Raw genomic sequence first — 7,906 nt, 5'->3', positions numbered from 1 at the left:
CCTCTCGACCCGCCACCAAGCCCCCAGACCAAAAGCCCAAATCACTCAGCACCAGACGAGCCGCGCATTATCCAGAACTCAACATAAGGTGTCAACACCCCAATCAAAAAAGCCCGCGTCAGACGAACACGAGGTCTATTGACTGCTGCGTAACCGCGTCGCGCCAATGACTTAGCAAGGCTACCCCCTTACAGTACGGCAACTCCTGGCAAAAGCCGGTCCAGCGTGCCATCACCGACATCCCGGCTGTGTGCAGACGCTATTTCCCGCTTGCCTTGCGGCCAGCCTGCTGCGCCTCACACTCTCTCGCCAGGCGACTGCCATCAAAGTCGCCCAAGGAACCCGGCACCACACGAAATCCTGCCGCGAGTTCTGGACCACGCGCGGCTTCGATCCGTCGATAAAGATAAGGGGTGCACGGGAGCGGTGCATCCCAACAGTGCTGCCCTGTCGTTGGGCGGTAGATCTGGAGGCCGCCCAAAGGGAATAGCAAGGTCTCGACGCTCGGATACGGCGTCTGATACACGAGAGCGGCTCGGGCCAGTTTGCCTCTCCGCATCCGGTCGATCCGGTTTAGGTAGAAGTCAGAAACCGCTCGGCCGCTACGTAGGGCATCGCCCCGGGAACGGTCGGGGCGTAGAGACTAACAGGGCAGCCGCGGCCATGATCCCCAAGCCACCGACGAGTGCCCACCGCCGTGCCTGATTGCCGGCCTCACATTGGACCAAGCCGGCAGGCGCCGCAGGGGTGAGACGAGGCAGACCGCGGCCGGCGGCCAGCAGCCCCAAAACACAGGCGGCCGAAAGAAACCCATAGGCAAAACGCACGTGAGGGGCTGTCACGAACCAGTAAACCAACGCCAGGAGCACGACCGTAAACGCAACCCAATAGTTACGGACGAATTCCAGCGCGCTTCGGCGCCGCATCAGTGGGACCATCAGGAACGCGCTGACCGTGAATGCCCAGGCCGGCGCCGAGAAGAATCGCGGCACCCAATCGGCGAACCAGTTGCTGAAGCCACCCGCGATCAGTGCCCCTGGCCGATCGAAACGGATGCGTGCCATCGATTCCACGGACGCCTTCTCGAACGCGACGACCTCATGCGGCACCTTCCAGTGGACAACGAACCAATCGAGGCCCCGAAACGGATAGACGAGATAACCGGACAGGATGACGCTTCGGATCAGCTTCGGGGCCAGCATGACAACCCCGAGTGCCGCCACGGAGGCCAACAACCCCTCGCCCGGCGGCCTGAGCGCGTTGCAGGATGAAAGCCACCGCCAGCAACTGCAGGGGCGACACACTCCATTTCAAGCCGACCGAGAACAGGGCTAGGATCGCAGTCGCCATGAAGAGCCCGCGAGTCCCCCGCACGTCGCACTGCCGCTCGATATAGCGGCAACCCAGTGCCAGCGTGACCAGAACGAAGCCGGCCGAGGGCTCATCGCCCGAGTCCGAGATGATGTACTTCCCGAGTTCCAGCAACGGCAGCATCACCAACGCCTGGAACAGATTGCTCGGTGTCCGCCCTGCCCCGCCCCCGACCCAATCACGTACTCCGCCGAACGCAAAGCAGGAGGCCCAGAACACGGCGAATCCCATCAGCGCGTGCAACCGATGCGGGAACAGGAACGAGAAACCGAAGAGCGCCGCTGGCTGGAACCACAAACAGTCGACCGCGAGCGGAGCCAGCAGGTTGCCCAGACCGGGCACGACGCCATACTCGCTGATCCAGCGAATCGAGGGCGCGTGGGAATAGGCAGTGTCGGAGTGGAAGACCCGGGTCAAGGTACCGTCCACGACGATCGGACTCTTGATGAGCAGCACCAGGAATACCCACGCCGCCACCGCCAGCTCCAAGCTGCCATCGGCGATGCCTCCCGCCTAGTTCCGACGCAAACAAGTCCAGACGATGTCGGCGGATTCACAGCAAGACGATCGCCACCACGGCGACGATGGCATTCGCGATCAGGCCGATCGGCATCGCAAGCGATAGAAGCGATAGATAAACGGTGAGGACGGCAATCTCGACCAGGCGAATCAGCGGAAGAACCGACAGCGGCACGGCCGAAGCGGGGTCATCGGCAGAGGAGTCGATCGAGCCGACGCTCGCCGACCCGAAGGCAATGGTCACCATGAAAACCGAGAAGGCAGGTCGAAAAGGCGGTCATCGTGGCGAGCGACTGTAGGCCTGTCCTCGTGCTCGGCTGGCGACGTAACCACTGACAGAAGCGCCCCGGGGATAGCCCACCGGAGCGCTGCTACGGCCGTGTTACCATCGGAGTGACAGTCCTCGTTACCAAGGAGCCATAAGAGATGAGCCAGCGAATTATCATGCGCACCGGGGAAGCGCTCGTTGCCGGCGGCCCGCCGGGTACGGCGGCCGAGCCGGAAGTCATCATCGGCGCGCTCGACGGCCCCGTCGGGACGGCAATCGCGACACTGACCGGCGATCAGGTCCAGGGGCATACCCGAGTGTTCGCGATTCTGAACACTGACATACAGGTTCGGCCTGTGACCCTGATGGTCAGCAAGGTCACTGTCAAGAACAGCCGCTACACCAACATCCTGATGGGAACGGTTCAGGCCGCGATAGCCAACGGCGTCCTCGACGCCGTGCGGAGCGGCGACATTCCCAAGGACCAGGTCGACGAACTCGGCATCATCGTGTCCGTTTGGTTGAATCCCAGCGTGATCACCGACGACAAACTCGACCACAAAATCCTGTTCGACATCCACCGTGAAGCCATGTCGAAGGCTTTGCGGAAGGCCCTGCGCAATGAGCCGACCATAGACTGGCTGCTGGAAAACCAGGAAAACATCACCCACAAATATTTTCAGATGGGGCTGGACGGCAAGATCTAGCAGCACCCTGCGCCGGGCCGCCATCGCCCGTGCCGGCCAGGCTGCGGGTCCCCATGGCGCTGCGACCACGGCATTCAGGCAGATGCGGCACGCGGGCTGGCTGACATCAATCGCGATCGCCGCAGCCTGTTCGCAGCTTCCGGCCAACGCCAGCGACCCGACGGGTCTCCTGCCCCTGCTCGGACTGCACCCCACCGAGTGGACGTCGCTGTCGTCCCGGGGGCTGACCTTCGGCGGCTGGATCAGCGGCGGCATCACCGTCAATAACCTCTCTCCTTCGAACAACTTCAACGGCCCGGTTACCTTCGGCTCGCGCAACGGCGAGCCGATGCTCAATCAGCTTTACTTCTTCCTCGAACGGGCAATTCAGGTCCAGGGCGACCACTGGGACTTTGGCGGGCGCGCCGATTTCCTCTACGGCACCGATGCCATCTACACCCAAACCTACGGCTCCCCGTTCGGGACGTGGGATTACTATCTGGCCAAAGGCTGTAACGACAAGAATACCGACTGCAGCATCCGCTTCTATTCCGCCGCAGTCCCCCAGGTCTACCTGACGATCAATGCGCCGGTTGGCAACGGCCTGGAAATGCGCCTCGGCCATTTCTACACACCTTTTGGGTACGAGGCCGTCAAGGCACCGGACAACTTCTTCTATTCCCATGCCTACACGATGCAATACGGGGAACCCTTCACTCACACCGGACTGCTGGTCCGCTATCCCGTGACGCGGAACATCGGCCTGGGCGCCGGCAGCGCGACCGGCAACGCCGCGAACGGTTGCACCTGGCGCCGCTCGCCCTCCGGCGAGCCGGTCCGTGCGGGCCCCTGCCTGAGCGGGGGCGGCTGGGATGGTGACTTCAATTCAGGCCTGAATGCGTGGTCTTTCATGGGCGGCGTCCAGTACACCAGCGACGACCAGGCCACCCAGGTCTCGGCCAAGGGCACCATCGGACCCACTTCGGCGGAGAATCGGAATGACTGGGGTTTGATCAGCCTGATCCTGCAACAGGATTTCGGCGAGAACTGGCATTACGTGCTGCAACACGACCGGGGATTCGCCGACCGCGCCGTCCTTGACCAACAGAATGCGCTGCGCAATGCCACCTGGTATGGCGTCAACCAGTATCTGTTCTACGACTGGAGCGACCGTCTCTCTGTCGGTATTCGCGCGGAATGGTTCAGGGACCAGAACGGATTCCGTGTTTGCCAGGACCCCGGGCCGACCGTAACCGTCTGTCCGAATCCTCTGGCGGGAATCCCCAATGGGGCGGGAAACAGCTATTACGCGGTCACCGCAGGTCTCAAATGGCGTCCGTTGCCGTGGGTGGCGATTCGGCCCAGTGTCCGCTTCGACAAGTCCGCCGACATAAACGCCTTCGGTTACGATCCGACGAACCAGGCGGGCACGGCTTCCAGCCAGGTGCTCGTTGCCACCGATGTCATCGTGAACTTCTGAACAGGGCGGGCGGATCACCCAGCCAACGCATCATGCGAGCGGCTCGAAGCGCGTCTCCCGGACCAGAAACACCGCAGTCAACAGCGACACCGTAGCCGCCGCGGCGATCCAGTAGGCCGGGCTGACCGGATTTCCGGTGCCGACGATCAGGGCAGCCGCAATCAGCGGAGTGCTGCCGCCGAAGTACCCGATGGAGGCGTTGTACGCGAACGCCAGACCGGTACAGCGCACCGGCGCCGGTATCAACTCGACATTCGCAGCCACGGTCCCGCCGCTGACCAGCCCCATGATGACCGCGAAGCCGGCCTCACCCAGGGCGATGTGCCACTCTACGGGGCTATGGATCAGGTGGAATAGCGGAATGGAAGCGCTGGCCAGCAAACCCAACGCCACGATCATGACCGGTCGTCGACCATAACGGTCCGACAGCCACGCGGCGAATGGCAACACCAACAGCATCAGGGCCATTGCCGCCGAGTTCAGTCGAAGCGCCAGCCCTTCCGGCACGCGGTCGATGTCGCGGATGTAGGTCACCGCGTAGACGAAGGCGGCATAAAAGCCGACGCCGGCGCCGACATTCAGCAACGCGGTCCGAACGACCGGCCAGCGATAGCGCCCGAAGACGTCCCGGACGGGCGACGGCGAGTGACCCGCGAGGACCGGCGCATGCAATCCGGCGCGGAGCCAGAAGCCCATCAATGCGACCAACCCGCCCAGCGCGAAGGGCACACGCCAGCCCCACGCGCTAAGTTGCGCCTCATCGAGCATGCCAGTCACCACGGCACCGACTCCGGACCCGAGCAGTATGCCGGCCGACGCGCCCCAACTGCCCCAGACTGCCGTCAGGGCGCGCCGATTGTGCGGGGCATGTTCCACCAGGAAGATCAGGGAACTCGTATATTCGCCCCCGACAGACAGCCCCTGGACGATACGCAGTGCGACGATCGCGACCGGTGCGGCGATCCCGATATCGGCATAGGTGGGCAACAGTGCCATCAATACCGTCGGGCAGGCCATGGCCATGACCGACAGCATCAACGCGCGCTGGCGGCCGACCCGGTCGCCGATACGCCCGAACAACAGTCCGCCCAGGGGACGCACGAGAAACCCGGCGGCGAAGGCCCCGAACGAGGCGATCAGCGAGACCGAGGGACTCTCGGCGGGGAAGAACAGCTTCCCGATAACCGTCGCGAAGTAGCCATAGACGGCAAAGTCATACCACTCCATCACGTTGCCGATCAGGCCGGCAAGGATGATGCGCAGCAGCGGCGCCGATGGGGCCGCGCTGGACGCGGCCGGAGGGATTCCGGTCATGGAGCGAGTAGGGCAAGGATGGGCGGGCGGGCGACGCGCCGGCGGACGCATCGCAACAGCCCTGGCCCCGAAGCGAATTCCCAACCGGAAGCCCCGGCTGGATCCTGCCTCGGGGGACGAGGTCATCAGTTTAACCCGCGCCCCCCCGACCTGACTTGCTACTTGCCGGAGTGACTGCGCCGCGAGAATCCTCGGGGCGACTCACTGCACATGCAGTATCAAACGGTGCCCAGGGCCGGCAAGACCCCTGGCGTTGGGCTCACGGTAGGGTGTCGCGGTCACCGTGTGGGTACCACGTTCCATGCCCCGCCACCAGGCGCTGCAGGGCGCCCCGGCTGACGTGTCAAGGCGCCGGATACAGTATGGAGCGCGATTCTCGACCTGATAATTCGGCCAGAGGCTGTACGAGTACAAAAGGCTGCCTACCTCGCCCTGGATATTGGCCCGCAGGCTATAGCGCTCAGGCAATGCGGCGCGCGCTACAGTGACTTCCGGGGACGTGATGGCGTCATACCCCGGCACGTCGAGACCGGTGCGGACGTCGAATAATGCGAAGCTCGCCACATCGCCCAAGGCTTGGGTTGCGACCACCTGTACCGTCAGCGTGACGGGCCGTCCCGCTTCGCCAAGCCCTCCGGCGAGACGGTAAGGGGTGGCAGTAACGACGTGCGTGCCAAGCTGCATGCCGTCTCGCCACGGATGGCATATCCGCCGAACATCCCCCGCGATACAGTACGGCCGGATACTCTCGGTACGGTAGGCCGCGTTGTCGTTAAAGGAAAAGACGACGCTGCGCACCGCGCTGCCGGTGTTCGCCCGAAGGGCGTACAGGAGCGGCAACTGGGCCTGATCAATGGTCAGCGTCCCGCCGGGAATCGCCTCGTAGCCCGGCAGATCGAGCCCCACCAGGCTGTCGACCAGACTGAAACTCCGAACGGTGAATTCCTCGTCCTCCGGCGGCGGGGGCGGGGGCGGCGGTGGAGGAGGCGGCTCCGGCACGTAAGTGAGCTTGTAAATGGCGCCGGCCGTCGCGTCCGAGATCAACAGATTACCCGACAGGTCCGGTATCACGTCCACCGGTCGGCCCCAGGTAACCTGGGTGGTGTCGTCGAGCCACCCCTTTACGAGATCAATCTGCTGCCCCGGCTTGCCGGTAATGCTATCCCACGGGAAATAGATGACCTTGTAGCCGGTCTTCAGGGTACGGTTCCATGATCCCCGCAAGGCGACTACGGCACCATCGCGATATTCAGAGGGCAGGCTGCTGCCCTGCAGAAAGGACAGACCGAGTGGCGCCGAATGGGCGGGAATGCCCTTGTCGACGCGGGTGAACACGGCCTCGGGAAAGATGCTCCAATCCCGATTGTTGTTGTAGTCCGGATCGAAGGGCATGTCATCCAGTCCCGCTGCCGTGTCCGGATTCGGGTTCGCAAAGGGCCACCCATAATTGGCGCCCTCGCGAATATGAATAAATTCGTCCGGTGGATGGTCATCGACATAGGACTGAATCACACGACCATAGTCGTCGACCCCATCGCCGGTTATGTCGCCGTGATGGGGATAGGGGATATTGTCGCGGTTGTTCACGACCACCCATAGGTCGTCGGTCCCGGGCACGAACGCCAGACCTTCGGCATTCCGCAGGCCGCGCGCCAGCAGTTGGCCGGGCCCGTACGGGGTATCGGCCGGTGCTTCAGCACGGTAGTCGTAGCGGTAAATCGCACAGCGAACCGGATCGCTGTAAGCGTCCGATGCCGAGGCATTGGTCACCGAGGCAATCGACACGTACAGATTGTGGGCACGGTCGATCGCGATGTTCTTCAGTTGATGCCCATAGGCGCCATTGAGTTCGGGACTGCTCGAATCCGGCAGATTCGCCACGACCACCTGCCCCGTTCCGGCGGTGGCATCGCCGCTGACATACCCGAAGCGTGTAATCTGGTGCGACTCGGCAACGTAGACGAAGGTCTCCGTGCCGATCGTGTGAAACACGATATCGTGAGGTCGGCGCAGCCCCGAGGCGTAGTTCGACACGGCAACCGTTCCATCGGGATTAGTCGAAACGCGGGTGACCGTACCCAGCCCGGGACGCGAGACAAATAAGTCACCGTTGGGCGCGACTGCCATGAAACGCGCACCACCAACGCGCGCGAGCAGGCTGATGCGAAAGTTAGGTGGCACGCTCAGAGACCGGGGCACGTCGAACGGCGGCGTAGCATATTCCGCCGGAACCTCGAGCGGGACTAAGACGGATGCGGCCGGCGGCGC

The 7,906-nt window shown here is 63.3% G+C and carries 7 protein-coding genes; 2 read left to right on the top strand and 5 right to left on the bottom strand.

Features of this window, described 5'->3' with window-relative positions:
* Window positions 1-602 precede the first annotated feature (602 nt).
* From ACW73L_RS21660 to ACW73L_RS21650, 3 genes are all read right to left on the bottom strand, one after another.
* On the bottom strand, window positions 603-1,202 hold the full coding sequence (locus ACW73L_RS21660) for a DUF8201 family protein (RefSeq protein ID WP_498924620.1): 600 nt from the start codon (window positions 1,200-1,202) through the stop codon (window positions 603-605).
* Window positions 1,099-1,848 carry a DUF8201 family protein gene (locus ACW73L_RS21655; RefSeq protein ID WP_498924619.1) on the bottom strand — a complete coding sequence of 250 codons (750 nt, stop codon included), beginning with the start codon at window positions 1,846-1,848 and terminating at the stop codon, window positions 1,099-1,101. The genes ACW73L_RS21660 and ACW73L_RS21655 overlap by 104 nt, the downstream gene beginning before the upstream one ends.
* Window positions 1,849-1,924: 76 nt before the next feature.
* Window positions 1,925-2,137: a hypothetical protein gene (locus ACW73L_RS21650; protein WP_498924618.1), complete on the bottom strand. Its 213-nt coding sequence runs from the start codon at window positions 2,135-2,137 to the stop codon at window positions 1,925-1,927.
* A gap of 179 nt (window positions 2,138-2,316) precedes the next feature.
* Between ACW73L_RS21650 and fae the strand changes: the two genes are divergently transcribed.
* Together fae and ACW73L_RS21640 are read left to right on the top strand one after the other, a co-directional pair.
* Window positions 2,317-2,865 carry a formaldehyde-activating enzyme gene (fae, locus tag ACW73L_RS21645; protein ID WP_498924617.1) on the top strand — a complete coding sequence of 183 codons (549 nt, stop codon included), beginning with the start codon at window positions 2,317-2,319 and terminating at the stop codon, window positions 2,863-2,865.
* Between the two features lie 82 nt (window positions 2,866-2,947).
* Window positions 2,948-4,324 (top strand): porin, encoded by a 1,377-nt coding sequence (locus tag ACW73L_RS21640; RefSeq protein ID WP_498924616.1) that lies wholly within the window; start codon window positions 2,948-2,950, stop codon window positions 4,322-4,324.
* Between the two features lie 30 nt (window positions 4,325-4,354).
* Here ACW73L_RS21640 and ACW73L_RS21635 read toward each other — a convergent pair whose 3' ends face one another.
* Window positions 4,355-5,638, bottom strand: a complete 1,284-nt coding sequence (locus ACW73L_RS21635; protein ID WP_498924615.1) for an MFS transporter — start codon at window positions 5,636-5,638, stop codon at window positions 4,355-4,357.
* Between the two features lie 201 nt (window positions 5,639-5,839).
* Window positions 5,840-7,765, bottom strand: a complete 1,926-nt coding sequence (locus tag ACW73L_RS21630) for a PQQ-dependent sugar dehydrogenase (RefSeq protein ID WP_498924614.1) — start codon at window positions 7,763-7,765, stop codon at window positions 5,840-5,842.
* Window positions 7,766-7,906: the final 141 nt, after the last annotated feature.

Source organism: Methylolobus aquaticus (assembly GCF_054172105.1).
The sequence above is the reverse complement of the archived record's forward strand: the minus strand, read 5'-3'. Positions and strand labels throughout refer to the sequence as shown.